Here is a 25,645-nt window from a genome sequence, read left to right as displayed (position 1 = left end):
ACAGCGGCGGGCTCCTACGGCGAGACGACAGCCTCCCGAGTCAGTGTGGTGCTGGAGAACGCGGGAGTGGGCAGGGGAACATCGTATGGCGGGCGTGTCAGGGCCTCGTGCAGCATCGCCAACACGATGTCCGTGTGCGTGAGTCCGACGACCGCCGCCCCCACCACGAAGTTGCTGTCCCGGGACATGCCCGGTGTGCTGTTGACCTCCAGCACGTACGGCTCGCCGTCCTCGGTGAGTATGAAATCGATTCGCGCTGAACCGCGCAGCCCTAGGCCGTCCCACAGCGTCCGGGCATCCCCGGTGATCTTGTCCAGCACATCGGGGTCCAGTTCGGCAACGCGCACGCTGACCGTGCCCCTGGAGTCCACGTCGAGCTTCGTGTCGGCGTCGTAGAAGTCGGCTTCGGTGGCGTCGGTGGACAGCGGCGGGAAGGCGACGACCGAGCCGCCCGGCAGCTCCAGCAGCCCCACAGTCATCGGCGTGCCGGCCACGTACTCCTCGACGAGCACAGTCGTGCCCTCGTCTCCGCTTGCGTCCGCCAGAGCGCTGGGCAGATCTGCCGGATTGCGTACGAGGCTCATGCCCACGCTGGATCCGCCGAAGGGCGGCTTCACCATCACGGGGCGCCCGTTCCAGGTCATCGGGCCGCCGGACCAGACGTGCCAGCCGGGCGTAGGGACACCCAGGGTCAGCATCACCCGCTTGCAGAGAACCTTGTCGGCAGCCACCGCGGACGCCCCAACCCCACTGCCGCAATAGGGCACGCGCAGGTAGTCGAGCAGGCCCTGCAGTCGGCCGTCCTCGCCGTACGGGCCGTGCAGGTTGGAGAGGGCCACGTCGTATTCGACCAGTTCCATGATGAAGTCGGGCTCGCAGGGGTTCAGCACCTTCCAGCGGGCGCCGATCTCTTCCAGTGCCTCGGCCAGGGCGGTGACAGATCGCTGTTCGATGGGGCACTTCGAGTGGTAGAGCCTGTCCTCGGCGGACACGGGCCCGTAGATGAGGGCGACGCTGAGGCTCTGGCGGCTCTGCCCCCACTCTCGAAGCTCCTCGATGGCCTTCTGCACCGCGAGGTCCGAGCTGGAGTTGAGGAAGAGAGTCATGCGAGTACCCCTTCGAAGGTGTTGGTGACCGGGCCGCCGACCCAGTGAGTTCGGTTCGGCCGGGCGTCGTGCGGCCGGACCGTGAGTGGCTCACCGGCGGGGTTGTGGACGGTGACGGCACGCCGGGCCACGAGTCCGCGCATGGTGGCGACGACGGCGGCTGCAACTGCCCCGCTTCCGCACGAGAGGGTTTCCGCCTCTACGCCGCGTTCGTAGGTGCGGATCTTCAGCGCCTGGTCGCCGGCGGACTGGACGAAGTTGACGTTCGTCCCCAGTGGGGCGAGGTCGGCGTGGTGGCGGACGAGCCGCCCGACCATGACCGCGTCGATGGCGTCGACCTCGTCCACGATGGCTACGACGTGTTCGGTGCCGGTGTGGGCGCTGTCGAACCAGGTCGGCTTGCCGTTGATGACGACCTGTAAGCGTCGAGGGAGGACTTCCCCCACCTCGGCCGTGACCCACACGGAGTCGTCGGACACGACCGCCTCATGCACCGCGCCGGCCATGTAAAGACTCATCTGCTGGAAGCCGTGATCGCGGTGAGCGGCCCAGGCGGAGCACCGCAGGGCATTGCCGCACATGGTGGCGATCGAGCCGTCGGCGTTGAAGCAGGTGACTTCGAGGACGGCAGGGTGGTCGCTGACCAGCGTGCTGATGACGAGGCCGTCCGCACCTACGCCGGTACGCCTGGCACACAGACGTTCCGCCTCCTTGGGCCACTCGTTGTCGCCGTCCGGGCCGAGGTCGGAGAGCAGGACGAAGTCGTTTCCGGCGCCGTGGATCTTGCGAAAGCGCATGGCAAAGCTCCTCGCATGGTGAGGTGAGGGTGACGATGCGGTGCCCGAGCAGGGCAGGTCAGCGGAAGTCGATGGGCCGGTATGTGATCCGGGCTTCTCGTATGATCAAGGGCTCCCGCCCGGCAAAGATCAGTACGCGGTGGGCTGCGGTGCCGGACGACCGCATGTCCCGGACTCGCTGGTACACGCCGTCGAGGTAGACGAAGTCGCCTATGCGGACATCGCTCGGCGGCCGGGTGCTTCCCATGGTTCCGCGAGGCGGAGGCGGTATGGAGGGCGGCTCCTGGGTCCTGCGCTCGTACATCAGCTGCTCCAGATTCCGAGCAGGAGGAAGCCGCCGATTGCGATGAGGCTTACTACGTAGGCGAGTTGTTGGCTTTGGGGACTCATCGGGTTCCGATCAGGTGCTGCTCCACGCGATTGCGGACTGACGGGATGGCTATCTCGGTGAAGGGCACCCAGGCCGCGGCGCCCGTCTCGATCATCGAAGGGAGAACCGCGCCGGAATGGGCCCGGAAGAGGTAACGGATGCCGACCCGGAGGCGGGGGCCGTACCTGTGCTGCCCCGGCCGGGTCACGTCGACGAGGAAGGGGCCCTCGGCGCCGGGCTGCGTCCATACGTCCCGGATGCCGACCTCCTCGGTCAGCAGGCGTAGGGCCGCCTCACTGAGGGAGTCGTCCGCGTCCTCCGGCTCTGCCTCTGCGAGGGCATAGCCTCCTTTGTGCCTCAGGCACAGGACGCGGTTGCCTTCGTCGATGACGACGGCTCCCGTGACCACGAGAGGGCAGCGCTGGCCGTGGGTGCAGGCTCGGCGCTGCGAGTGGTCGCGGGCCGCGTCGTAGACCGGCAGCAGCGCCATCCTGTCGGCGGGGTGCTCATGGATGTAGTGGGAGAGCTCCCGGATGATCTGGTCGTCCCTGACGCTCACGGGGCATCAAGCCCGTTCCGCTCGGCGTAGATCCACAGCAGTCGCTGCGTCAGAAGGGCGACATCGCGGAGGTAGAGGTACGTCCCGAAGGTGGGCGTCTCGCGGGTCGGTCGGTTCGTGAGGTCGACCAGCCTGGTCCCCCTGCGGAGCAGTTGCCGCACCTCGCTGTCGTCGTCGGCGCCCAGGTCCTCGCGGAGCAACCGGTTCAGTTGACCAGCGGTCGTCGGCAACTGCCTGTCCATCTCCGCGCGGGTCGTGGTGTCCATTCGCAGGCCGAGGACGGCATTCGTTCGCGACGAGATCGCCTCTACGTCGATGGGGGTGTCGTCGCCCGCAGAGTCCTCGGCCATCTCGAACGTCTTGCCCGTACTTGCCACAGTCATCACTGGCCCCTCCGGAGCACGCTTTCAGCCGTGCCTATAAAGCTAGGAAGGGAGTTGTAATGGGCTCCACGAGTGTGCCGGAACTTGCCGGGCATTCACCCTAGAGATTCGATGGCAGCGGTAATGAGTTCACGCGCAGCGGGGCCGTAGACGGCAAGTTCGGCCAGCTCGCTGAACGTCTTGGCATACATGGCAAGTTCGTGCTTCTGGACGACAGTGAGGTGAGCCGAGATCAATTCGACGTTCACCAATTCGTCGTCGTAGAGGAAGAATCCCTCGACGGGCCAGAGGCCCGAACGGTCGGCGTCCTGGGGGATGATGCCGATGCTCACGGACGGGAGGGCCATGACGCTGAGCAGGTAGCCGAGTTGGCCCGCCATCACGTCCGTGCCACCGATGCGGTACCGCAGAACGCTTTCTTCCAAGAGGATGGCGAACTTGTGGTTCCCGTAGACGACCTGCTGCTTCTCCACACGCACCTTTACTGCCGCTGGCACATCGTCGATGAGCCCTCGGCGGTCACGAATGGAGGTCAGAAGGGCGGTGATGTACGACGCCGTCTGCACGGGACCAGGGATGAGCCAGGGCGAGTAAATGCGAAATCGCTCGGTGCGCTCCCAGAGGGGAACCACGGACTCCTGAGCCCACTTGAGCCCATGGCGCTCCATCTTGCGCCACTCGACATACATACCCTCAATTCCTCGGGCAGTCGAGACGAGGTCCTCTGCTTCACTCTCCGCGCCGCACGCCGAACACCAATCACGAAGGTCGCGCTCCGAGGGCGCGCGGGCGCCGCTCTCGAAGCGCGAAGCCTTCGACTCATGCCAACCCAGACCCTGGGCCAGTGCTCGCTTGGTGAGTCCGGCTGCTTTCCGGATTTCGGCGAGGCGTTGTCCGAGCGCCTTGCGGGCTTCCTGGACGCTCGAAGATGGCGATGTCATGTCGGTACGAGGGTGCTGGTCGAGCTATCAGGCCAGCTCGAACTGAGCGTGAGGTGTAGCCCGCTTCCACACGGCCTCGAAGGCCGATTCGCAGAGCTTCGCCACCTCCGGGTCTTCCGTGAGTTCGAACTCCATGTTCTCGCCCTCGCCGTCGAAGTGGTTGACGAGGACGAGGCTTGAGTCGAACAGCCAGAAGTCGTTGCCCGGAAGCGCGATGTCGGTCGCGTTGCGCCGCGAGAGCCACCGCACGCCTTCGCCGGCAGCAATGTTGAGGCCGTCCGTCACGTCGTACTCGAAGCGGATGTACTCGCTGACCGGCGTCGAAACGACGCGAGCACGTTGGACCTCGACGCCTCGCGAGGTCGCCTCCGTGACGATGGTGTGCCAGTCGGCCCAGCGCTCGGCGGGATCGAGGACTTCACCGGCCTGCCAGTCGATGAAGGCCGGGTCCGACTTCATGTAGGCGTCGCGCATCTCCAGATGAACAGCCGTCCTCTGGCAGTCGCGGAACAGCTCCTCAAACGTCGGGGGCCTCGTCATCCTGCTTCACCTCCAAGAAGAACTGCACCATGCGACGGGGGATCTCCACCACCGACTCGTGCCCGGGGATGTCCATCTGCCCGAGGCGCTCTGCGTCCTCCACCTTCCACCCCTGCACGAGGTAGCTGTCCTTCTCCTCGTCGAGGTAGATGGTGGGCGAGCCGCCACTGGGGCTCTCCGGGTCCTTGCCGAGCTTACGCAGGGCCATGATGTCCTCCTCGGAAGCCGGTAACGATCTCTGTGCCAGAGCTTGCCCGCGTCAGAGCCCTCAATCCATGAACTTGCCCAAACTTGCCAGGACTTCGGTCGGGTACCCGAGCAGGGAGAACTGGTCGACGGCTCACGGGTGTGGATGCGGTCCGCGTCGTCGGATCACCAGTTGCCCTTTGTCATCCAATCGAGGCGTTTGACAACGAACCCAGCTGGCGAGAGGAGGGGCTTAGCTGGCCACGAGGAGCGCTTGGTGTGCGCGGGGCGTACCGGACATGTCGCTGTCATGTGCACTGCTTCGTGGTGATCCGTGCGCCCCCGTCGCCGAGGAGCGGGGGCCGGGCAGGCGGAGAGCAATGACGTAGCGACAACAGGGCACAGGGTGTTTCCGGCGGGGGCCGGCAGCCTCGACGTGACGAATCAGCGGGCACGGCCGGGAGCTGTGAACTATGCAGGCAGCACTGGCGGCGAATCTGCTGGACGAGGTCGCCGGTCCTGGGGATGCGCGATTGCTGGCGCTGCAGCTGTCCAGGGAGACCCGGGTCTGCCTTCCCCAGCCCTTGCCTATGGCAGCCAGAAGCCGGACGAGGAGCAGAAGCCGGACGACCAGACTGATGCCGGCGGATCGTCAAAGCAGCCAGGAAGACGACCTGTCCGACTGGGCCCGGAAGGAACTGGCGAAGGTCCGCAACGAAGCGGCCGGGTACCGCACTCGACTGCGGGACGCCGAGACGAAGCTCTCCGTGGCCAAGAGCCCAGAGGAGTTCGAGGCCGCCCTCGCGGACGTGAAGGCCAAGAACGCCGACCTTGAGCGCTCGATCCTCGTGTCCACCGTGGCCCGCAGGTTTGATCTCCCCGAGGCCCTGGCGGGTCGCCTGCATGGCAAGACACCCGAGGAGTTGGAGGCCGACGCGAAGGCCCTTCAGGCTCTTGTCACCCAGGGGTCTCCAGCCACCCTCGGCGGTGGTCTCGACCCGTCCGACGAGGACGACGGAGAGATGGACCCACGCTAGCTCGCGCGGCGCTCCAGGCGCTTCTAGCCCCGCAGCTCCCATACGGTCATGTCAAACGTGACAGGCCCCTTCGGGGGCGCCGAGGCTACCCGCAGGAAGGCAACCCGGCCTTCGCTTGTTTCCACGCAGATGCCGCGCCCTCGTTGCAAATTGTCTATCAAGTCACTGGCGTTCCTCTGTACGGCTTGCAGGCAGTCGGCTTCCTGAACGGCCCCGGAGGTCGCAGCGATCGGGGCAACCGTTCCGCCGAGGTAGCCGTAGACCTTCGCGTTCTCCATGGCCCCGGACGCGTCCGTGTTCACGAGGATGTCGACGCCTTTCGGAGCTTCGCCCTCTACGAGCGGTGCCCTTGTATCTAGCTCCAGATAGCTGCCGTTCACGTCGACCTCAACGGCTTTAGGGCCGAACATGATCTTCGACGCCGCCTGACGGGGCGTGGGCGATGCCCCCGAGGCATCCGCCGAGCCTCCTCCGCCCGTCGAGGGCCTTCCCGCGGCTGAATCTTGATCGTCCGAGGGGGCAAGTGCGAGATATACGGACACGAGAATCCCAACGACGGGAATCACGATCCCGATCACCCACCATGCCCACTTTGGCTGTCCCGCTCCCTCCCTCGGCTCAGAGGGCCTCGTACTGGGCCTTGTTCGTGGTTGATGTCCTTGCGTCTGCACCAGGCACCCCCGTCAGGCATCTCTCGTCGCTTGAGGCGATCACGCTACGACAGCCTCACAAACCTCGGCTAGCTCAGCTGGTAACGATCCAAGCCGCCAACCCGGCGCCAACCCCTTGTAGAGGCAGTCCAGTTGCCCACCGCACAGCATCAGGTCGTAAAGCCCCGGAAGCTCGTGAACACCGCTGTCGGGATGCTCGAACAGGAGCTGCTCATCCCGAACCTGTTCCAGGAGCAGGGCGTCGACCAGTTCAAGGGTGCCGAGAACGACACCATCTCCATGAAGGTCGAAGGCATCCTGCCGTTCCACGACTACGCGTGGCGCAACGACCGCTCGAAACCGATCGTCTTCGACGAGTACGCGGAGCGGACCATCGCCGTGACCTTCGGCGGCAACGTGTACTCGGCCGTCAAGCTCACCGACGAACAGAACGACTTCGACATCGACAACTGGTCGAAGCTCCTGCGCCCGCAGTCCAAGGCCGTCGCGCGCGGTCTCCAGCGCCCGGCCGTCAACCTTCTGACCGGCCAGACCTGCAGCGCCACCATCCTCAACGCTCAGCAGAACCTTCGCCCTGCGATGGGTTCGCGACTACGACCCGCTGTACATGCAGGACCGCTCGGTCGTGAACACATACGCGGGCTTCCGGTCGGTGACGGACATCCTCGTCGGCTGGGACGGTACGAACGAGCGGGAGGTGATCTCCGCCGAGGAGCACTTCGTTCGCGGCATCAAGCTCACGCTCGCCAGCGGGTCCAACTACCCGGCCGCGAGCAGTGAGTTGACCACCATCACGGGCGTCTCTGACACGAAGGTGTGGACCCGACCGGCATGAAGGCCGAGACCGACCTGGCGAACGCCTAGTTGTCCTCCTCTGCCGCGACGGATGCTTCCTTCAGTTCCTCGACTTCCGCTTCGGCCGAGTGCTTGTCGCCAAGGGCCCGAGCAACATCGTTCAGCAGCACGAGGTCGACCCTCGCCACACGGCGAGCGGTCGCGACGAGGGTGCGGAGCCGTCGCGGCAGGCGATCGTCCGGCCGTACCCCGTACCACTGCTCGGCGATCAGCTCCTTCACCTGGCGTTCCGACATGTTGAGCACTTTCGCGATGCCAGGGATGTACTTCGGAGCGGGAGGGGTGTCCATGTGGTAGTTGGCCATGTTGTTCCACCATCCCGCGGATCGGCTCTCCTCCTTCCCGCCGACATCCCAGGTCCTCGCCTCCATCTGGCTATAGGTCATGCCTGCGGCGTTGCGTGCACGTACCGCCTGGCTGAATACGTCCCTGAACACGTCGTCGGTCACACCCGCATTCTTCAGCCAGATGAACGCACTATCTAGCTGTTTAGAGAAACTGGAGCGGTTCGCATGCGCATCCACCTGAACGCCGCCTGGCAGAGAGGGGGTTGAGTGCCCTATGCAGACCTCGACGAGCTAAAGGGCCGCCTCGACTGGGACCTCGATCCCGACGAGCTGCGGATCGCGGCCGGTGCGTTGGAAGACGCGTCCTAGTCCTGGTACCGATTCGGACCGTGGCCGTTCTAAGCCCTCCGATAGCCTGCTCTGCCATGACAGACGTGTCCTGGGCCGACGGCCTCAGTGCGGTGTCCGCGCTCGCCGGTGTCGTCACGGCGTTCATTGCGCTGCGGATCAGCCGTACCGCGAACGAGGCCGCCCGCCAATCCAACCGGGCGGCGGACCGGGCGAACGCGACCGCCGATTCGGTGGCGGAGGTGGAGCGGGAGCGCTGGCATCACGAGATGACGCCGCGCTTTGACGTCACGATCACCCAGGTCGGGTCGGGCATTGACCAGGCCAGTCTGATGCTGACGTTTGAGGGGCCGCCTGCACTGGAGCGTCTGGACGCGGTCGAGATCGAGATTCGCGACGACGGCTACACCCACGGGTTCTGGCCTCGCTGGCGGACCCTCTCAACAAGACATCGACGAGACGATTTGTGGACCGTACCGATTCAAGCCGGGCATCGACGGCGCCTCCACCAACGGCCGCAAGGTGCCCGCCGCTGCCATGGAACTGGGCGAGTGGCGCAAGCTTGCATTGGAGCAGTCCTTTGCCCCCGCCTGGACCGATGGCACGTACTGGCGCAATCGGTACGCCGGTGCACCAGTGCGGTTGTGGGTGCGCTGCCGGCGCGAAGGCCATCAGCCGTGGGTCCTCACCTACAACGTTGACGTGGCCAACCCGCAATGACTCGTCGCGTGCGGTGCTGACGAGGGACGCACCCGGCTTCCCGCCCGACTTCGATCGGGCTCGGTTCGGTGGCAAACGACTAGGTTCGCTGTCAAAGGACACCAGTTCGCCGGAGGCAGACAGGGAAGATCCCCAAAGTACTGGTGCACTGCGAACAAGCATGTCAACGTGGATGACCTCCCAAACCCCCAGGTCAACGGCCGCCAGTGACCTGTTCCCCGAGCCCACGGAGGCGCCCTGCAACCGCAACTCCCCAGCGATCCCTACCGACCCGAACCATCAGACCCGGTGTACTGGGTCACCCCGCGCCACTTGGCCGGTGATGACGATGCGCTCGCCGAGCGGATCGGCGACACCCTGGCAAGCCTCGGCTGGCGCATGTGGCCCACCGCCCGCCACACCCTGCTGTACATCAGCCCCAACGGGCTGTGCGGCGCCGAGTGGATTCTCGCGGCCTACCCATTCGAGCTGGGAGGGCTACCGGTGGCCTGGCAGTTGAGCGCCCGCTCTCGTGCCACGTCCGTGATGTCGGAGTGGAATGCGTACTTCACTACTGGCGTCCCGTACGAGGCGCTCGCTGATCTCCTCGTGGCGATGGACGTCCGTGAGGAGCCTGATACCGGCATCGCGGGGCCCGAGACGGTTCTTGCAGCTCTCACCGCCAGGGGCTGGATCCGCGACGTGGACCGCCCCCGCACGACCGCCACGGACCCCGGATTCTCTTCCTCCGTCTCCCTGGAGATGCTGCCGCCGCTCATCCAGGACGCCGACCCGCGCCCCGACTTGGCGGGCTGGCAGGCGTGGGCGGAGCCCGTCCTAGGGGCTCCGTATCTGTGGTGCGCCACCTTCAGCGCCAGCGTCCCCCACGACCTGGTCGCCGCGTTCGCCTCCTCGCTCGCCTCACCGGCCCCGGTGCCCCGCCGCACCGTGCCCAAGAGCGCCGAGGGCCGGCTCACCGTCGTCCGCCGCAGCTGACGACACCCGTCCAGAGGCCCCCGCTAGTAGGCGGCTTGTCGCTGATCCCTCGATCGGAGGCACAATCTGGTGCCCGCCAGAAGACAGAACGGATGTGTGCCTCCAAACCGCTCCTCACCGGCAGAGGCAAACCCTCGGTTGCTCAGAAGCACGTCAGCAGGACGGCTGACGGTTCGAACTGCGTCACCCTGGTGATGAAGGAGCTTCAAGATCCGGGTAGCAGGGCTGTGACCGTGGACTGGACGAGCTGGGCTGCGGCGAGGACGCCGGGGATGCCTCCGCATCGTTCGACGAGGTTCTGGAGCATGTAGCGCAGAGTGCCGGGGTCCTGATCGGGTTCGTCGAGCCGCGGGGCGATCATGCCGAGGTCGCGCAGGGCGCCGTCCACCTCGGGGTACTGGCCGCGCAGTTCTTCCAGGCTCCGTCGCAGGTCGTCGATGCTGTCGCGTGCCTTGTCGACGGCTTCGTTGGTGATGTTGTTGGTCTGGGTGGCGTTCTGGGAGAACGGCGCGGCTTGGGCGGGGCCGGTCATGTTGCCGGTGTTGATGATGCCGAAGTTGGGGCCGTTCGGTACGGGGTCGGGCTGACGACGGATGGGCATGCGGGGCTCCTGGCGGGCTCTTGGGTCAGTTCGTCATGGAGGGGTTGACGGAGAACGGCGCGGCCTGCACGGCGCCGGTCATGGTGCCGCCGTTCATGACGCCGAAGTTGTAGATGGCGGTGGACTGTTGGCGGTAGGCGGCGATGTCGACGTTGTGGTCGCGCAGGAAGATCTCGGTGGAGTCGAAGACCCGGCGTTGCATCATCTGCACGTAGTAGCGGGCGTCGTCGTGCATGTGCATGTCCTCCAGCCAGCGGAGGCTGTAGACCTCGCGGAGGCTGACCGGTCCGCTGCCCGGGTCGAGCTCGGGGCGCTTGCGGGCCTTGCGGCGTATGAGCCGGTCGAGTCCAACGTAGACATCGCCGAGGGCGTTGAACGCGGTGCGGCCCAGCCATTTCAGGCTGCGCGGATCTGCGGGCGTGAGACCGGCGACCTTCGGGTTGAGGGGGCCCATGATGTGCGGGCGGACGGTGACGCGCAGGAAGCCGCCCTGGTAGGCGAAGTAGACGAGTATGGCGGCGACGAGGTCGCCGTTCCAGGCGGTGACCCGCGCCCAGATGTAGCGGCGGGCGACCTCCTCGGCGGGCTTGTCGCCGATGTTGTCCACGGCGAGCGCGTGCAGGCTGCGCCAGGCGTCGTCGTCGATCTGCTCCCAGCGCTTGTGGTGGATGCCGGCGATCCCGATGACCTCTACGCGCAGTTTCGGATGATCGCGGTGGTGGGAGGGCGCCGGATCGTCCAGGCGGCGCGCGATGTGGGCGTGCAGCTGAGCGGCCGTGAAGTGCTTCAGCGGCTTTCGGGCCACCGGCTTGTTGTGCTTCGCCAGCGCATCCAGGACGGCCTTGGCCACCTCGGCCATGTCAGGCTGAGCTGGCTTTTGTGCCGGTGAGCCGAGGCCCGGAAGCGGTCCTGCGCTGTCGTCTTCGGCGTCCTGGCCCTCGGGGGCGGGCTCGACGTCGATGCCGATGACGGCCTCCTGCCACGCCTGAAGCCCCGCCCCGAGGAACCGGTGCCGATCGCCGTTTGCGCGACGTTCGTGGAGGTACGGCAGGGCGTGGGCCTGCACCGCGGTCGAAGGCGCGTGGAGTTCTCCGGCCAGCAGGGCATTGAGCCGCAGCTGGGCCAAGTAGCGCTCGGCCAGGTAGACGCCCCACAACCCGGCCAGCAGGACGAGGATGGCCCAGCCGGCAGTGAGGGCGCCGGCGATGGCCTGCCAGACGACGACCGCGACCGTGGCCACGACGGCCACTCGGCGTCTTCGCATGTGCTGGATGGCACGATCGCAGGCGTGCACCACCGGCTCCTGATGGAAGCCGTAGACAGGTATTGGCCGTGCCGACTTCTTGATCCGACGGCGCACCCAGACCGCGTAGTCCTCACCCAGCACCACCTCTGGCGGCTTCGGCTCCGACGAACCGGCAGCCTTCTCGGCCTCCTTGGCGGGGAAGAGCCATCTCACACGCTTCCGCACGGCGGCCTTCAGGTTCTTCCACAGCTGCGCCAGCACGGCGCGGAGCACGGCTAGCCAGTCCGTACGGGCGAAGGCGACGGCGCTCAACCGGCGAGTGACGCCCTCGGTGTAGGCCCCGTGCCTGATCATCTCCCCGGCATTGGCCGCCGTCCCCAAGGGCACTGCGGGCGCCGAGAACACCGACTGGTGCTCCGCGTATGACAAGTTCCCACCCCCGTGTCTCCTGGCGGCCGGCCACGACGATCAGCGGCGGACGCAGAGGGGCATCGTCCTCGCGCACAGGAAGCAACGCCATACCGCAAACCCACACAAGCCGCACACGGAGGTACCCAGGTCGAACATTGACCGAAAGGCGCCTCCGCAGCGGCGTTACCTGCGGCGTCCCTGCGGTGCGCCGCCTTGACCGGGAAGCCGAGCGGCGCCGAGAGACGAGGCCGGTGTGCTGTGGCGCGCGGGCCGAGTGGAAGGTGTTCGACCGCGTCGGCGGGCAAGTCGGCGAAGCGGCGCAGGCGCCAGACGAGGGCGCCGCTGACCGACCCGGCGGTGTCCAGTTCGCGGTGGGCGACGGCTTCGGTCAGCAGCTCCCGGGGGTTGTGGTCGGCCTGGTAGGCGTGGGCGAGGGTGGCGGCCAAGCGGGCCAGCCCGGTTCGTTCGCCACCGCCTCGTCGATCTCGGGCGCTGTGACGCGGAGGAGGGTGGCGGCCCACTCGCGTACGGGCTGGACCAGGCACAGGCCCTGGGCGTGCGCTCGATCTGTTCACTCAGGAAACACGCTGCAGTTCCTGTTCCGATTCGGAACAGCCGTGGTGTTCCGCGACGGAACGGGTTTGGTGTTCCGAGACGGAACGGGCAGTGTGCTCTCACCGCAGCGGTTCCGGTGATCGTCTCCGGCTCCCTCTGGGCTCGTGGACGCCGACCTGGAGAAGTCGTTCGCAGAGGCCCAGGTCACCCCCCAAGGCCCTGGCCCCTCTGCCTTGGCCTTGGCAGAGGGGCTCGGTGTATGTGATGAATCAGCGCGCCCTGCGGAGTTGATCGCTTCGACTCGCCGTAGGCCGGGCGGTGCGATCGTTGCCCGGGGCCGCGATGGTGGTGCGTTGAGGCACCGCGGTGGCGTCGGCGGGCAGCTCTGCCATCCGGCGCAGCCGCCACATCAGCACCTCGGAGACCGAGTCCGCGGTCGCAAGCTCGCGCCGTCCAGCCGCTTCGGACAGGAGCCCCGCAGGGTCGTGTCCGGCGGCCTCGGCGTCGGCGAGTGTGGCGGCCAGCGCAAACCAGCCCGGCTCGGCCAGAGCCTGTTCCGCCAGCTCCGGCACTGCCTGGCGGAGGTGAGCAGCCTGTCTCTGGCGCAGCGGCTGGGGCAGATGCCGGCCCCGCAGGTACAGCGCGCCCAACGGGATGTCGGCGGCGGCCCGGTAGGCGGTGCGCAGGTGCTCGGCGGCTTGGTGGGCGGCAGCGGCCTGCTGGGCGTGGCTCTTCTTTGCGTGCCAGTGGGCGGTGGCGGTGACAAGGAAGAACAGCATGTCGATGGCCATGGCGGTGGTGGCGCCGTCTTCACTGCGGCCGAGAGCGGGCCCGCTGTGGACAAGGTCGCGCGCGGCCTGGCGCAGGGCGCGGTCGTGCTCGCGTTCGGCCTTGATGTGAGAACGGGTGGCCCGCTCGAAGGCGAAGGCTGCTTCGCGCAGTTCGGCCCGGGTGTGGGCCGCGGAGGTCTTGGCGAGCGCGTCGAGGACCTCACCGGCCGCGGCGATCTGCGCGGCCACCTGGGCGTCCTTACCGTCATCGACAACCAGCAACGCCTGCCACAAGGCGGAGGCAGCCCGCCGTCGAGCCATCCCCGGGCCACTAGATGTCGGGGCTTGGGCCTTCTGGTCTGGGGACGTCTCGGTGCTCTGGGAGGAGGCGTCGCCGGCCCAGCGTTCCCGGATGCGGGGCAGGGACAGGTCGGGTGCCAGCGTGGAGCCTGCGTAGAAGACCGGTTCCTTCTCCCCGTTGCGGTCGTCGGGGAGAGCGACCTTGTAGCCGAACAGGTCGCCGGAGGGGGCGACGCGCTTTCGGATCAGTAGGCCGGCGGCGGCCAGCCGGTCGAAGAACTCCTCCTCGCTCGTCGCGCCTGCCACTGCCCGGCGCACGGTCTCCCGCAGTTCCTCACGCGCTGGCCGGTCCCTGCCTTCGCGTTTGGCCTTGTGGCGCTCCGCGCTCGTTGGCCTCTTGGCCGCAGTGCCGTCGCCGACAGCGACGCGGTGCAGGCCGTAGTCGACCTCGATGCGGCGGGCTTCGTCCTGGGCGCGTCTGCCGGAGCGGTGGTGGTTGGGGCGGCGGCCGTCCTCGCGGACGAGGGTGGCGATGATGTGGATGTGGTCGTCGGCATGACGGACCGCGGCCCAGCGGCAGCCGGCGCCGTCTCCCGGATCGATGCCGGTGGCAGCGACCATACGGCGAGCGATGTCGGCCCAGTCGGCGTCGGACAGGATGCGGTCGCCGGGGGCAGCGCGTACCGAACAGTGCCAGACGTGCAGGGGCGGGCGCTGGTCGTCGTCCAGGAGGTGGAGGGGCTGGTCGAGGATCTGCTGGAGCGTGGTGAGGGTGGCGTTGTCGTCCCGTCCTGGATCGGGGGCGGTGCCGTCATAGGAGGCGACCAGGTGCGGATCGATGTGCTCTTCCTTCGTGCCCTTGCCGTAGAGGTAGTTGAGCAGGCCGTAGGTGTTGCTGCCCTGGTTATGGATCTTCGGGATCACGCGGCCTCGCCGTACTGGCCGCGGGCCGACCGGGGCTGAGGGCTGCTCGGGTCGATCAGGGCGATGAAGCGCTGGACGGCCTCGTCGACGCGGTCGCGCGTAGTGGACACCCGGTCGATGACGTCGTTCAGGTACGGCACGTCCGCGTCGGAGTTGAGGGCTGCTACAGCCTGGTTGAGCAGGTTGCCGTACTGGGTGAGGGCGCGGCGGGCGGCGAACAGTTCCCGGAGGACATGGCGGTTGTCGGCGATCGCAGCGGTGACGCCGGTCAGGTCGCGGGCGGCGGCCAGGCCGGACTGAGCGAGGAACCCGGCCAGGGTGAGGCTCGCGGCCTGCGCGCCGGCCTCGGCGAGGGCTCTTTCGCTGTCGCTGAGCCGCACGCTGACCGCCGGTCGTTGTCTCGGCTTGCGGGAGCGGGCTCGCGGCTTGCCAGGCGAGGGCGCGGCGGGCCACTCGTGCTCGCCTTGCTGCGGTCCGCCCTCGGTCGCAGCTTCTCCGACCGGTGCCCCCTGGCTCCGGTCGTCGGCCTCCGCCACCCCTGGGGCGGAGGCCGGTTGGGACGCGCCCCCTGCGGGGGAGTGTCCCAACTTCCAACTTGCTGGCGCTGAGGTGGGGGTGTTGATCTCCTTTTGGGCGTCGTGGAGTTCGTGGTGCGGGTCGTGCATGGGGTGGTTCTCCGTGGGGTGTTGGTGGCGGGTGCTTTGCTGTGCGAGGCCCTCGTGTCCCCGCGCTCGGCTGCGCGGGGACACGGGGTGAGCCGGATGGGTGGGGCGATCGGCGCGACCGCGGGGGTCAGGCTGCGCTGGCGGGGGCCGTGTCGAGTTGCCTCTGCGGCTGGGAGGCGGCTTCGTCGAGTCCGTCGAGGGGTTCGGTCTAGAAGTCGCCGTACGCGACGGGCTCGACCTGGCTGGTGCGCTCGGCCTGCAGCTGGTCGCGCAGGGCGCGGGCGCGCTTCTGGCCGATCCGTAGTGCGCTGCGCAGACGCTCGGCACTCAGCCGGTCGTCGCTCCAGTCGGCCGTCAGGAGTCGGGCCTCGTCGAGGACTTCGGCGTCGGTGCGCGTGCGGTCGGCGGTCGACTTGACGGTGGCGTGGACCCGACCGGTCGCCTGACGCGGGGTGGCTCCGGTCGACTCCACCACGGTGGCTGACCGGGGCGGTCGGGTAGCGGGGGCCGACTTGTCGGCCTCGGTCGGTGTCGTCACGGGTGCCTCGGCGACCTTCGCGGAGGTCGCCCCGGTCGGCTGTTCGGAGGCCGATTCGGCCTGGTCAGGAGCCGACCGTGCGGCCTGCTCGCTAGACGACTCGTCAGCTTGCTGGCTGACCGACTGGGCAGAGGCCGCTTCGACAGAGTCAGCCGACTCGGGGTTGTGGTGCAGCACCTTCGCCACGAGGTCCGACCCGAAGTAGATCGACCCGACCGGGAGCGAGGTCGCCAGCAGCACAAGGGCCCAGTTCGCGGGGTCCCAGTCGACCAGTCGGCCCCACCGGATCGACCCGGTGTGCAGGGCGGGAATGAGGCCGTGCACGTAGTTCAACAGGAGGCTCGCGATCGTGTAGGTCGCCAGGACCCGCAGCGCGAACTTCCGGTCGTCACCGGTCAGCACAAGTGTGGCGAGCAGCGCGAGGGCCATCAGCCCGTCGACAACGATCGGGTAGAGCAGGGCGGCGGTGGAGTCGGCGCCGATGGCGCGGGCCACGTCGGACAGGGCGTTCCACGAAACCCGGAAGGCCATGAGGACGACGGCCACCAGGCAGACGACGAGGGGCACGCGTCCCTTGTCGTTCACGCGATGACCCCCAGCGGGTGCGAGTGCTCGGCTACCGGGGCGAGCGCGGAGCAGGGCGATGGGTGAGCGGAGCAGCGGCCGCCACGGAGGGTGGCTGGGGCTGTCGGGGCGGGGGAGGGCAATTCAGATATCTCCGGGGGCGGGGGGACCGAGAGCAGAGAGCTTGGACTGGCCGCGATCGGTTGGGCGGCAGCCAGTCCTCCAGTGCAGCGAGGGGCTGGGTGTGTGATCGCGGCGTCGCGTGCACGGCGTGGTGGGACGTGGGCGCTGCCGACGGGCGGCGGTGGGAAGCGGGGATGGCGGAGGTGGCCGCTGGTCAGGTGTCGGCGCCGATACAGCAGCTGCGGGTCACGCGGCTTCCTGCCGGGCTAGCTCCGCCACAGCGAGGTCCAAGCGGGTGGGGTGTGGCCTCGTGCGGGGTGCGTTGCCCCGGGCACGGCCATCGAGCTCCAGGCGCCGGCGGCGGCAGGGCTCACCCGCGTCGGCATGGCACCACCGGCACGGGACGCTGAGAGCGTCGACTTGTCCGGCAGCGACGGCGGCCTCGCGGGCAGCACGAGCTGGCCGGTAGGGGGCAAGTTCGGCTCGGACACTCGGCGGGATGCACGATCCGATGGCGGCGAGGCGGGCTTCAACGTGGGGGTGCGGGCTGCCGCTGGTGATCTGCCGATGCGTCGAAGGCTCCGCGGTGCCGGTGGCGACCGCCTGTCGGCTGGCGACCAGTTCGGTCCGCCAGGCTGCCCAGTCGTCCGGGTCAGCTGCCGGTGTGGGGTCGGTGTGGCGGTTGAGGCGGTCGCGCCGGTAAGCGTGCCACTTGCGGGCGACGTCCACGGGCAGAATCGCGTACGGGGACGCGAGGACGTGGGCTCGTATCGCCTCGCGGACATCCCAGCCATGGGCGGTGGCGAAGGGCACGTCGTGAAGTAGCTCGTGCCACTGGGCGATCTGGTCACGGGCCTCGCCCGTGCCGGGGCGGATGGTGCGGGGGTCGAGGCGGCCGATGTAGGCCAGGACAGCGGCGACTTCGTTTCGTTCCAGGGGTGACTCCTTACGTTCCGGTCGGTTCGTCGAGGGCGGCGCGCAGGGCCGCCATGTGCGCCTCGGCGCGGGTCATGCCGGCCTGCGGTGTGGGGGTGCTGCCGGGCAGGGCGTAGAGGTTCGGGCGGTCAGGGGCGGGGGTGCGCTCCCGGGCGATCCACGCGCGCCAGTCGGCAGCCCAGGCGGTGCCGACATCGCCCGGTACGAGCGCCACTTCTCGTCGGCGGCGTGCAGGGCGTGCTCGCCGAGTCGGTCGAGGTGGCCGTGGTGCCGCAGCCAGTCACGGGTGTCGTGGTCGATCTGCCACTCGGTGGCGGAGATGAGCGGGGCAGAGCTGCTGCTGCTCTTACCGTTCACTTTCGGTTCTCTTCTGTTCTGGGGGTCGGAATCTGCACCCCCCTCGGGTCGGAATCCGTACCCCTTGAGGGTCGGGTTCCGTTCCCCGGGGTTCGATTCCGATCGCCCCTCGAAGCACCCGGCAGGGTCAGATTCCGACCCCCCGAGGGTCAGAATCTGATCCCTCTCCGCGGTCTGTTCGGCGAGGAACCGAGCGGTGACAGGGAGTTGGTAGTAGGTCTCTCCTCGTGGCCCTTTGCGGTCGGCGAGCTGCACCAGCTCGCCGCTGGCGACCAGCGTCCTCAAGGCGTCGCGCACGGCGGTGCGGGAGGCATTGGCGCGTTTCATGAGGGTGGGCACGGACGCGTACGCGACGCAGTGCCGGTCGAGGCACCGGTCAGCGATCAGGGCGAGGACCATTCGGGCGGTGCCCTTGCTGCGGCTGTGGTCCCACACCCATTCGCGGGCGTCGTAGCTCATCGGGCGGCGGCTCCTAGGTCATGGCGGGGAAGTGCGGTCGCCCCTTGTAGGGCGGTGCACGGGGAGGAATCTGCTCCCAGCCCCGGTCCGGGGCACGGGGGAGAGCTGGTGGCGTCGTATAGCCAAGACAGCCACATCGATGCCGCACAAGTCCAGCATTCCGCCGGGAAATCAGACAGCTGACGGCGAACGCATTCTGCGAGGCATCTTCAAAACCATAAACCCGGATCGCCGGTTGCCGAAATAATGCACCGTCAGATAAAGCCAGAAGCATCACATCGGGGACCCGTTGACTCCTGCTGCGGGCGCAAGTTACAACACAACACCCCACGTCAGAGCACCCTCAGAGAATCTATCGACGTGCCGGTTTTCGGCACCTCCCGACCCTCATGAAGCCCTTCGCGCCGAGCTGCGGAGCGCAACATAGACGACGATCTCCGGTTAACCAAACCGGCGAATGGACGCTACAAATGGAGTCATGGCAGCACGCTCATTGGAAATAGGGCCCGCAGGGATACGGGCCGCCCGCACCATCGAAATCCTCCGTACCCAACGGGGCTTGTCGCAACGCCAGCTCGCCGGCCGCGTGACAGCGCTCGGCCACCCGATGTCCAACACCATGCTGTCCCGCATCGAACGCGCCCAGCGCCGATGCGACATCGACGACCTCATCGCGATCGCCGAGGCACTGCACGTCTCAGCCCCTGTGCTCCTGCGCGGTTCGCCTACCGCCTGAAGCACCACCCGCCACACCGAGGCTCGGCTTTCCCCTGTCACCCCAGAGTGAGGACCCACCGCCCTTGCACCGTCCCGCAATACCCCCTGCCTGTGCTCGCATCCAGCGCTCGGCCCCGAAGGAGGTGATCACCAATGGCTGACCGCCTCCTGACAGTGGCCGAGGCAGGCGAGATGCTGGGAACCGGCGAGCGCTTCATCCGCCGCCTGGTCGCCGAGCGCCGCATCCGCTACGTCAAGCTCGGCCGCCCGGTCCGCATCCCCGAGAGCGCGGTCGCCGAGTACATCGACGCACGCACCGTCGAGCCGGTCCGCCGCACCCGTGCCCGCTACGGGAAGGCGGCTTGATGGCGCGACGCAAGCCGCAGAGGCGGCGCGAGTTCGGCACGGTACGCAAGCTCGCCTCCGGCCGGTGGCAGGCCCGCTACCTCGGCCCGGACGGAGAGAGGTACACCGCACCGGAGACGTTCGAGACTAAGTCCGACGCCCAGGACTGGCTCAACCTCACCCGCGCCGACATCGAGCGCAACCACTGGCGCGACCCGGACGCTGGCGCGGTCAACTTCGAGAAGTACGCACTGCGTTGGATGGAGGAGCGCGGCCTGGCCCCCACCACCGTCGATCGCTACGACGGCCTGCTGCGTCTGCACATCCTGCCGACGTTCGGCGGCAAGGATCTGGACGAGATCGCCCCGCCCTCCGTCCGCACGTGGCGGGCCGAGCGCCTGACGGCGACCGGCGCTACCACGGTCGCCAAGTCGTACCGCCTGCTGAAGGCCATCCTCCAGACGGCAGTCGATGACGACCTCCTGCCCACCAACCCGTGCCGCATCAAGGGCGCAGGCAAGGAGGAGGCCGATGAACGCCCCATCGCCACTGTCGAGCAGGTCTTCGACCTCGCCGACGCCATGGGCCCGCGCTGGCGCCTGATGGTCCTGCTCGGCGCCTTCGCCTCCCTCCGCCCGGAGGAGCTGGCCGAACTGCGCCGCCACAGTGTCGATGTTGACGAATGCTCCCTGCGTATCACCCACGCGTCCCCGGAGCTCACCAACGGCAAGCGTGTCACCGGCGACCCCAAAACCCGGGCGGGCAAACGAACGGTCTACCTGCCGGACTTCCTGATGCCCGACCTCCGCCGCCACCTGCAATGGTTCGCGGAGAAGGAGCCGCACGGCCTCCTCTTCGTCGGCGAGAAGGGCGCCCCCTTCCGCCGCTCCACCTTCGGCCGCAAGTGGCGCAAGGCCCGCACCAAGGTTGACATGCCGGACAACTTCCGCTTCTACGACCTCCGCCACACTGGCAACACCCTGGCCGCCGACACCGGCGCCAAGCTGAAGGACCTCATGGTCCGCGCCGGCCAGTCCTCGGAACGCGCCCAGCTGATCTATCAGCACTCGACGGCGAAGCACCAGCAGAAGCTGGCGAGCGGCATCGACGTCCGGGTTCGTACGGAGCGCTCTGCTTCGCTGACCGGTCGGCGAAGGGCGTAGCGGCTCGTGTGGCTACGGCAGCTCGTGGCCCCCCGGCATCGCCAGCCAGGCGAGCTGGGGGCGCGGCACGGGCCATGTGGTAGTCGCCCGTCCGTCGCTAGATGCCCGCGTAGTCGCGCCTTCGGCGCTACCGCACATCAACTGGCGTACTACGTAAACGAGATGCTCGACGATGGCAGCATCGGATGGCGCATACTGCGACTTCGCGCCGTATGAGGCACAGCTGAGGTGGGGGTTCGTATGGAGTCATACGACTTACGTCTGGAGCGTTGGGCGGTGCGCCTACGGGCTCGCCACAGGCTTTGGACCAGGAGATCCAGTCAGCAGCATGGCTGGGCAGGAATGCGAAAAGGGGAACTGGACGCAGCCCTGGGGAAACTGGGTATCCCGTTGGAGGAAGCCTCGAGAGTCCGCGGCGTTCTCGGGTCATGGCATCCGAACTATGTGGCCTGTGCCCTCGGCATCGTCGGGGGCTGGATTGCCGCGTGGGCGGCCTGGCGTATCTCGGTCGCATTGGTGGAGGCCGGTGTCTCACGCCTGCACTGGACCTGGGGCATGCGGGCGATGGCGCACTATCACTCGATGGGCAAGGAGGAGAACGCTGCAGTCTTGGACCTCATGGACTGGACAGTCATGTTCACGGTCATGTCCGGAGTGGTCCTTTGGCCTGTGTTCTGGGCCATGCGATGGAGCTCGACTGCCCGGTACCGTCTAGTCCTGGGAGTGATCGATGCGGTCGTGGCTGGCGCCAAGGCGCGCACTGCGCCTCGTGGCCGGGGCCGGTCTAGGGCGCTGCGGCATCTGGACCAGAGCTGTCGACACGTGGAGAAGCGCCTGTTCAAGGTGCACAGCATCGCCGGTTCGGTTCCGCGGCGCTCCTCCAGGCTCCGGCTGATCAAGCGGCACGCCGCACTGGTGGCCGGGGCCCAGCGCGAGGTGCTGCATCAGGTTGACGTCGACCCGGAGCCCGCACTGACCGAGCTGGCGCTGCTGCAGCTCGTCATCGCTGAGAACCATTTGCGCGGCCGACAGGCAGCGCTCCTGCCCGCCGAGCTGCTCCAGGACATCCGGCCCGTGTCGCGTCTGCGGCATACCTGGCGCGAGTCGGCCCACGTCGCCATGACGATCCTTGCGGCCATGGCGGCGGCAGCGGGCGCCGCGCACGTCCTGCCGTCGATGGGGGTGGGCGAAGACGTGCGTCCGTGGTTGACCCTGGGGGCGGCGGTTCTCGCCGCGACGCTGGTGGCTGGCTGGGGGCGGGTAGCCCGCATCCTCGAACTGTTCCCTGCCTGACACAGAGCCGCCCGGCTCAGCACCTCCGAGTGGACCGCGACCCAATTCCAGCTTTGCGTACGCGACTTCGCAGGCACGATCGGTGATGGTGACCCGGATCACACGAAATGCGTCTCAACATCCGAGACGACCGGCGTCCGCGATTCCCGCAGTGGCGTCTGGGGGGTCACGGAAAGGGCGTCCTATCTGCACTTAGGGCACGCGAAGGGCACGCAACCCCCAAATTGGACTAGACAACAAACAAACCCCAGGCCACTGACCTGGGGTTTCATCATGGAGCGGGTGACGAGAATCGAACTCGCGCTCTCAGCTTGGGAAGCTTGGGTGCTCAAGAGGTGGTTCCGGCTCTGACCTGCGGCGGAGTCGCCCCGGCGGCCGTCCGGCCGTTCCTTGATACCCCGGTGTTCCCCGTGGTTCCCCGCTGGATCTGGCATGCGTCTGGCACGGTCTTCGTCCCGCCCTACTGAGTGGGAGGTCATTGAAGGCTGGTGGGCCGGTCAGGTGGTCATCGAGGACCGCTCTGTTGGCTGCGGTCGGAATGGTTGCTGTACCTGCCTCAGCCTCCGTGCTGCTTACTCGGTCTCGATGTTCACCAGCCATGAGCGTGGGAGCAGAGTGCAAGACCTGCTGGTGGTGCCCGCCGGCCCCGGCAGGGGACTGCGAGATTCGGAAGGTCCAGGAATCGAACAAGGGAAAGCCGATTGCCTGGGATGCGTCAAATGCTGCATAGTTTCCTCAGGCTTTCTGCCTGCATAGTGACTCTTCCGGAGGGTGGTCGGATGGTCGTCGAGCGTGGCGAACTAGAACGCCGCTTGGGATTTCAAGTCGTTGATGACGATGAACTTCGGGACTTGCTGCTTACGGCAATTGGTCGGGCGGTTGGGACATCAAAAACGCGGCTTGATCTACCAGGTGACGGTTCGGTGCTGCTCACCCTCGTCTACGATAAGCGGGGGAAACTGATTGGCATCGAGCCTGGATCACATCTAACTGAAGAATTTGCGTCTCGCTTGGAGAGTGAAGTAGCGGCCAAGCTAATGCCTGCTCCTGTCTCTCGTGTCAGGATCATGGGCCTATTTGCCGCTCATCCTGTGACTGGATATTGGCGGTACAGGGACCGAATTGTTCTGCGGCAGGTACCCGACAGTTTTCCTCAAGCGCCCATGCTCAGCGCCGACCACCCTTTGATCTGCGAGATCACCTATCAAGGAAGTGTTGATTCCAGTGTTGACATGAGTCGAGCGGAACGTGAGCCTAGGCAACTGGCACTCTTGCTCACGTTGCTAGTCCGAGGGCTGAAGCTTCCAAAGCATCACCAGAGCCAAAAGGCGTGGGCCTACCTTCCGCCATTTACAGCTAATGGCCCATCAGGGCCGCCGCAGCCGCACAGCGCCTATGTGCAACTTGGCTACAATTTGAGGGATGTTTCGGCACACTCAGGTGTTCTGACAAACCAGGCTGATTTGCCGCCTATGCCTACGGCGGAAGAACCTCCAAATTACATCGCGCCTGAGCTGACTCTTACATTGCCTGAATCCCTCACCGAAGATCTCGACCGGTTCTTTCAATTGTCGCCCAACGATCGCCGTAGATTGCTCCGCTCCGCTTATTGGTTGCATCATTCTCGCGAGGTCTTCTACCACTCGACGTCAGCGGCTTACACGGCTCTAGTTCAGAGCGTCGAGGTGCTTCTAGATCTGCCGGATGGCCAGCCTAAATGCGATCAATGCAAGCGCTCGATGGGTCCAGGGCCGACACGTATGTTCATGGATTTCATTAGCCGCTATGCTCCGGCGCAAACTGCCAATGAGCGAAGTATGCATAAGGATGTCTACCGCATCCGGTCAAAAATTACGCATGGTGAACACCTCTTTGCCATTGATGAGGAAACAGGGTTCATGGGCGGTGGCCAAGTTCAGGGGTGGGAACGGGAGCAACTGGGCCATGCTCAGAAGGTGTGCCGTACGGCGGTCATCGGGTGGCTCCGCGACAAGTCCGCCGAGGGGCATCTCTCCACGCCGGCTTGACCAACCCAGGAGCACGCCTCCACTGTCATTTGACTCCCGATTGGACCCGGCGCCCGCTCAATCTTCGGTGGTATCGCTCACCTTCTGCATGGCAGAACGACGGGCAGGTCGCGGACGCTGTCCCTGTGCGCTCCGTGTCCGGGATGCGTGAGACGCGAGGTCGGAGCAAGCTGGAATGGAGACGACGCTATTCGATGACGCCTTCAACCATTCCGGGAGGATGCCGGGCCATGAAGGTTTTCATCAGCTACAACAGCAAGGATCTGTTCGAAGCAACGCTGATTGAGTACTACGTCAGACAAGCCGGAGCTGAGACGATCTGGGATCGTAAATCCTTCGAGTCGGGTCCTCTGCCTGAGGAAATCAAACGCCACGTGGCAGCGTGTGACGTCTTGGCTGTCGTCCTTACGGCAAATTACTATGATTCTGATTGGGCCCGGGATGAGCTGGGAGGTGCACGATACCTCGAAAAGAAGATTCTATTCATCGCGACAGATCTAACGAAGCCAAGGGATCCCCATGGCCATCAACTGCCAAATCAGCTCATCAATAAGCCAGTAAGTGAATGGGCCTCTTCGATCGCTACGAACTTGCGGAAGCTGGGTGGGCGAGAAATTAGTGACCAGTCAGTGGACGAGTTCTTCTCGTATCGCCACTCTAGTAACCGACTGGTCGCTTCCGCTGTTGCGTACGAGGGGCTGGCGCCATCGCATCTAAACCTTCGCTCTACCGTGGAACTGGCATCTAGAATTGACGGCTGGAGCAAGCAAGACATCAAGTCGCTCGATGCAGGGTTCTTGAGACCTGAAGATGAGATTCTGGACCTGATCGAGGCTGGTGGGATTCGGCCAGGCGATGCTGATAATTATGCACTCGCAGCATTCGAAGAGGACTTGACTGACGAGCCAGGACTTCGGCTCACCCTTGAAAGAGTGCCATACGATATTGTCAGGAATGTGGCTAACTCTTTCGGTGAAATTACCCGCAGGCGACAGCCGAGAAGGCTTCTGCTGGAGCGGTCCAAGCTCGCCTATCCCCACTCACTTGTGGTCCATATGGTCACCGTGACTTCGGATGGTTTTCTTCTCCTGGGGCATCGGTCGTCCAGGCCGCGTTTTTATGAGAATTGCTGGGGGGTGACCTTTGAAGAGCATATGAAGCCATCCGAGGATGGACCGAATCCATTTAGGGCCGCTATAAGAGGGCTAGAAGAAGAGCTGACCACACCCGATATCGAGCTACCGGAAGACAGTGTGCGCTTTTTCTCCCTATTTAGGGAGCTAGATTTCTGGGAAAATGTAAATTCGGGAAGTTCGTTCTGGAATGTCAATGTCGGCCTGGCGGGCAAGATAGATCTGCCGTGGACTGCTGATGATGTCTTTAGTCATTGGCCGCAAACGCCTGATGGTGCGCGGGAGTTTCGGCACCTAGTGGGAATTCCATACACGTTTGACAATGTATGGCGGATCGTGGGAGCCCAGGAAAATCTCGAAGTCGAAGACTTTGACAGCCTTCGTGTTCCACAGGGTGTTACCCCGCCATTCGCAGATCTGGCTTCGGATCCTCTCTGGAGGCGACAGCATCCCACAAATGCAATTCGACTCATTAGGTGTATGAGTTACGATTTTCCTGATGCCCTCAAGAGTCGAGTTGCTAAATATCAGCATAAGGCTGCCTGACGACCTGACGAGGTCGGTGTAGCGGCTTTGGGGTGGCGCTGCTTTGGCGCGAGTGATCATGGCCCCGTAAGCTTCCGGCGCGTCGGGCAGTCTGTGGACCTGCCCGGTAAAGCACGACGTTGGGGCCATGATCTTCGAGGCTCGCGCCAAAGTGGCTCCGTAAAGCCGTGGAGCCGACCGCCCCAGCCACGACGTAC

26 protein-coding genes and 1 pseudogene are annotated in these 25,645 nt (G+C 66.1%); 10 read left to right on the top strand and 17 right to left on the bottom strand.

The features are described from left to right. Positions 1-14 precede the first annotated feature (14 nt). From ACTWQJ_RS01530 to ACTWQJ_RS01495, 8 genes are all read right to left on the bottom strand, one after another. Positions 15-1,106, bottom strand: coding sequence for a D-alanine--D-alanine ligase family protein (locus ACTWQJ_RS01530; RefSeq protein ID WP_443304789.1), 1,092 nt, complete (start codon positions 1,104-1,106; stop codon positions 15-17). Continuing rightward, positions 1,103-1,903 carry a diaminopimelate epimerase gene (dapF, locus tag ACTWQJ_RS01525; protein ID WP_443304788.1) on the bottom strand — a complete coding sequence of 267 codons (801 nt, stop codon included), beginning with the start codon at positions 1,901-1,903 and terminating at the stop codon, positions 1,103-1,105. The genes ACTWQJ_RS01530 and dapF overlap by 4 nt, the downstream gene beginning before the upstream one ends. 58 nt (positions 1,904-1,961) lie before the next feature. Then, positions 1,962-2,150: a hypothetical protein gene (locus ACTWQJ_RS01520; protein WP_443304787.1), complete on the bottom strand. Its 189-nt coding sequence runs from the start codon at positions 2,148-2,150 to the stop codon at positions 1,962-1,964. A 139-nt stretch (positions 2,151-2,289) separates the two neighbouring features. Beyond that, positions 2,290-2,832, bottom strand: coding sequence for an NUDIX domain-containing protein (locus tag ACTWQJ_RS01515; protein WP_443304786.1), 543 nt, complete (start codon positions 2,830-2,832; stop codon positions 2,290-2,292). Next, complete coding sequence (locus tag ACTWQJ_RS01510) at positions 2,829-3,215, bottom strand: hypothetical protein (protein WP_443304785.1); 387 nt, start codon at positions 3,213-3,215, stop codon at positions 2,829-2,831. Before ACTWQJ_RS01510 ends, ACTWQJ_RS01515 begins: the two co-directional genes overlap by 4 nt. A gap of 95 nt (positions 3,216-3,310) precedes the next feature. After that, positions 3,311-4,156 carry a helix-turn-helix domain-containing protein gene (locus tag ACTWQJ_RS01505; protein WP_381514550.1) on the bottom strand — a complete coding sequence of 282 codons (846 nt, stop codon included), beginning with the start codon at positions 4,154-4,156 and terminating at the stop codon, positions 3,311-3,313. A gap of 27 nt (positions 4,157-4,183) precedes the next feature. Further along, positions 4,184-4,696, bottom strand: a complete 513-nt coding sequence (locus ACTWQJ_RS01500) for a DUF6879 family protein (RefSeq protein ID WP_443304783.1) — start codon at positions 4,694-4,696, stop codon at positions 4,184-4,186. Then, positions 4,674-4,904 (bottom strand): hypothetical protein, encoded by a 231-nt coding sequence (locus ACTWQJ_RS01495; protein ID WP_443304782.1) that lies wholly within the window; start codon positions 4,902-4,904, stop codon positions 4,674-4,676. Before ACTWQJ_RS01495 ends, ACTWQJ_RS01500 begins: the two co-directional genes overlap by 23 nt. A 616-nt stretch (positions 4,905-5,520) precedes the next feature. On the opposite strand from ACTWQJ_RS01495, the gene ACTWQJ_RS01490 reads away from it, so the two are divergent. Then, complete coding sequence (locus ACTWQJ_RS01490) at positions 5,521-5,919, top strand: hypothetical protein (protein WP_443304781.1); 399 nt, start codon at positions 5,521-5,523, stop codon at positions 5,917-5,919. A gap of 23 nt (positions 5,920-5,942) precedes the next feature. Here the strand turns inward: ACTWQJ_RS01490 and ACTWQJ_RS01485 are convergent, their stop codons facing one another. Further along, a complete protein-coding gene (locus ACTWQJ_RS01485; RefSeq protein ID WP_443304780.1) occupies positions 5,943-6,497 on the bottom strand; it encodes a hypothetical protein in 555 nt (184 codons plus the stop codon). A 267-nt stretch (positions 6,498-6,764) separates the two neighbouring features. Between ACTWQJ_RS01485 and ACTWQJ_RS01480 the strand changes: the two genes are divergently transcribed. Continuing rightward, positions 6,765-7,370, top strand: a complete 606-nt coding sequence (locus ACTWQJ_RS01480) for a hypothetical protein (protein ID WP_443304779.1) — start codon at positions 6,765-6,767, stop codon at positions 7,368-7,370. A gap of 80 nt (positions 7,371-7,450) precedes the next feature. Here ACTWQJ_RS01480 and ACTWQJ_RS01475 read toward each other — a convergent pair whose 3' ends face one another. Next, positions 7,451-7,894 (bottom strand): hypothetical protein, encoded by a 444-nt coding sequence (locus tag ACTWQJ_RS01475; protein ID WP_155059113.1) that lies wholly within the window; start codon positions 7,892-7,894, stop codon positions 7,451-7,453. Between the two features lie 263 nt (positions 7,895-8,157). Between ACTWQJ_RS01475 and ACTWQJ_RS01470 the strand changes: the two genes are divergently transcribed. Both ACTWQJ_RS01470 and ACTWQJ_RS01465 read left to right on the top strand, forming a co-directional pair. Then, the gene (locus ACTWQJ_RS01470) at positions 8,158-8,781 is read left to right on the top strand and encodes a hypothetical protein (protein ID WP_443304778.1); all 624 of its coding nucleotides are present in this window, start codon (positions 8,158-8,160) and stop codon (positions 8,779-8,781) included. Positions 8,782-9,088: 307 nt separating this feature from the next. Next, positions 9,089-9,775 (top strand): DUF317 domain-containing protein, encoded by a 687-nt coding sequence (locus tag ACTWQJ_RS01465; RefSeq protein ID WP_443304777.1) that lies wholly within the window; start codon positions 9,089-9,091, stop codon positions 9,773-9,775. A gap of 205 nt (positions 9,776-9,980) precedes the next feature. Here ACTWQJ_RS01465 and ACTWQJ_RS01460 read toward each other — a convergent pair whose 3' ends face one another. From ACTWQJ_RS01460 to ACTWQJ_RS01430, 7 genes and pseudogenes are all read right to left on the bottom strand, one after another. Then, complete coding sequence (locus tag ACTWQJ_RS01460; protein WP_443304776.1) at positions 9,981-10,376, bottom strand: hypothetical protein; 396 nt, start codon at positions 10,374-10,376, stop codon at positions 9,981-9,983. Positions 10,377-10,401: 25 nt separating this feature from the next. Beyond that, positions 10,402-11,976 carry a hypothetical protein gene (locus ACTWQJ_RS01455; RefSeq protein WP_443304775.1) on the bottom strand — a complete coding sequence of 525 codons (1,575 nt, stop codon included), beginning with the start codon at positions 11,974-11,976 and terminating at the stop codon, positions 10,402-10,404. Positions 11,977-12,857: 881 nt separating this feature from the next. Further along, a complete protein-coding gene (locus ACTWQJ_RS01450; protein ID WP_443304774.1) occupies positions 12,858-14,582 on the bottom strand; it encodes a relaxase/mobilization nuclease domain-containing protein in 1,725 nt (574 codons plus the stop codon). Further along, positions 14,579-15,247, bottom strand: coding sequence for a mobilization protein (locus tag ACTWQJ_RS01445; RefSeq protein ID WP_443304773.1), 669 nt, complete (start codon positions 15,245-15,247; stop codon positions 14,579-14,581). Before ACTWQJ_RS01445 ends, ACTWQJ_RS01450 begins: the two co-directional genes overlap by 4 nt. A 208-nt stretch (positions 15,248-15,455) precedes the next feature. Further along, positions 15,456-16,370 carry a DUF2637 domain-containing protein gene (locus tag ACTWQJ_RS01440; protein WP_443304771.1) on the bottom strand — a complete coding sequence of 305 codons (915 nt, stop codon included), beginning with the start codon at positions 16,368-16,370 and terminating at the stop codon, positions 15,456-15,458. Positions 16,371-16,718: 348 nt separating this feature from the next. Then, a complete protein-coding gene (locus tag ACTWQJ_RS01435) occupies positions 16,719-17,408 on the bottom strand; it encodes a zinc finger domain-containing protein (protein ID WP_443304807.1) in 690 nt (229 codons plus the stop codon). Positions 17,409-17,418: 10 nt separating this feature from the next. After that, positions 17,419-18,224: pseudogene (locus ACTWQJ_RS01430) on the bottom strand (helix-turn-helix domain-containing protein). 478 nt (positions 18,225-18,702) lie between these two features. Between ACTWQJ_RS01430 and ACTWQJ_RS01425 the strand changes: the two are divergent. The 6 genes from ACTWQJ_RS01425 (at position 18,703) to ACTWQJ_RS01400 (ending at position 25,448) form a co-directional block, all read left to right on the top strand. Further along, complete coding sequence (locus ACTWQJ_RS01425; RefSeq protein WP_443304770.1) at positions 18,703-18,960, top strand: helix-turn-helix domain-containing protein; 258 nt, start codon at positions 18,703-18,705, stop codon at positions 18,958-18,960. Positions 18,961-19,094: 134 nt separating this feature from the next. After that, positions 19,095-19,307 (top strand): helix-turn-helix domain-containing protein, encoded by a 213-nt coding sequence (locus ACTWQJ_RS01420; protein ID WP_443304769.1) that lies wholly within the window; start codon positions 19,095-19,097, stop codon positions 19,305-19,307. Further along, positions 19,307-20,449: a tyrosine-type recombinase/integrase gene (locus ACTWQJ_RS01415; protein WP_443304768.1), complete on the top strand. Its 1,143-nt coding sequence runs from the start codon at positions 19,307-19,309 to the stop codon at positions 20,447-20,449. Before ACTWQJ_RS01420 ends, ACTWQJ_RS01415 begins: the two co-directional genes overlap by 1 nt. Before the next feature lie 390 nt (positions 20,450-20,839). Next, positions 20,840-21,742 (top strand): hypothetical protein, encoded by a 903-nt coding sequence (locus ACTWQJ_RS01410; RefSeq protein WP_443304767.1) that lies wholly within the window; start codon positions 20,840-20,842, stop codon positions 21,740-21,742. A 779-nt stretch (positions 21,743-22,521) separates the two neighbouring features. Then, positions 22,522-23,769: a hypothetical protein gene (locus ACTWQJ_RS01405; RefSeq protein WP_443304766.1), complete on the top strand. Its 1,248-nt coding sequence runs from the start codon at positions 22,522-22,524 to the stop codon at positions 23,767-23,769. Positions 23,770-23,999: 230 nt separating this feature from the next. Next, on the top strand, positions 24,000-25,448 hold the full coding sequence (locus tag ACTWQJ_RS01400; RefSeq protein WP_443304765.1) for a toll/interleukin-1 receptor domain-containing protein: 1,449 nt from the start codon (positions 24,000-24,002) through the stop codon (positions 25,446-25,448). The last annotated feature ends 197 nt before the right edge of the window (positions 25,449-25,645 follow it).

The sequence above is a fragment of the Streptomyces sp. KR55 genome (assembly GCF_052245645.1).
GTDB lineage: Bacteria > Actinomycetota > Actinomycetes > Streptomycetales > Streptomycetaceae > Streptomyces > Streptomyces flavusporus.
This window is presented reverse-complemented; position numbering and strand designations above follow the sequence as displayed.